The sequence below is a fragment of the Klebsiella sp. ME-303 genome, from assembly GCF_007910085.1.
GTDB lineage: Bacteria > Pseudomonadota > Gammaproteobacteria > Enterobacterales > Enterobacteriaceae > Klebsiella > Klebsiella michiganensis.
Genome location: NZ_VOJB01000072.1, coordinates 85,868 through 86,385, shown reverse-complemented (window position 1 = coordinate 86,385; position 518 = coordinate 85,868). Strand labels below are relative to the sequence as shown.

At 50.8% G+C, this 518-nt stretch carries 1 pseudogene; it reads left to right on the top strand.

Going from position 1 to position 518, the window contains the following annotated elements:
- Positions 1-329, top strand: a pseudogene (dnaG, locus tag FQK12_RS11150) (DNA primase); the annotation flags it as partial.
- Positions 330-518 lie beyond the last annotated feature (189 nt).

Genomic DNA, 518 nt, shown 5'->3' with positions numbered 1-518 from the left:
GACTGGACTCGCGCAAAATGCCGGGACTGAGCCTGTTCAGCGAACTGGTGAAGAGCTGTCTGGCGCAGCCTGGTCTGACAACCGGGCAACTTTTAGAGCAATATCGCGGCACAAAAGAGGCGGCAACCCTTGAAAAACTGTCGATGTGGGACGATATAGCAGATAAAGACATCGCTGAACAAACCTTCACCGACTCGCTCAACCATATGTTTGATTCACTGCTGGAACTGCGACAGGAAGAGTTGATAGCTCGCGATCGCACACACGGTTTAAGCAGTGAAGAACGCCGGGAGCTCTGGACCATCAGCCAGGAGCTGGCGAAAAAATAAATGACAGACAATATCCTTCACGTTGTATCAAAGCAGTAAGAAAACGCAGAACAACGTGAAGGAAAAGTATTTAACGGCTTAAGTGCCGAGTATCGATCGGGAAGCCCCCGACAGCCGCGCAGAGGCGCAGCGGCAATAATAAATAATATAAGTACGCCCTCGCTTTAAATGTCGACAGCCCGTCTGCCG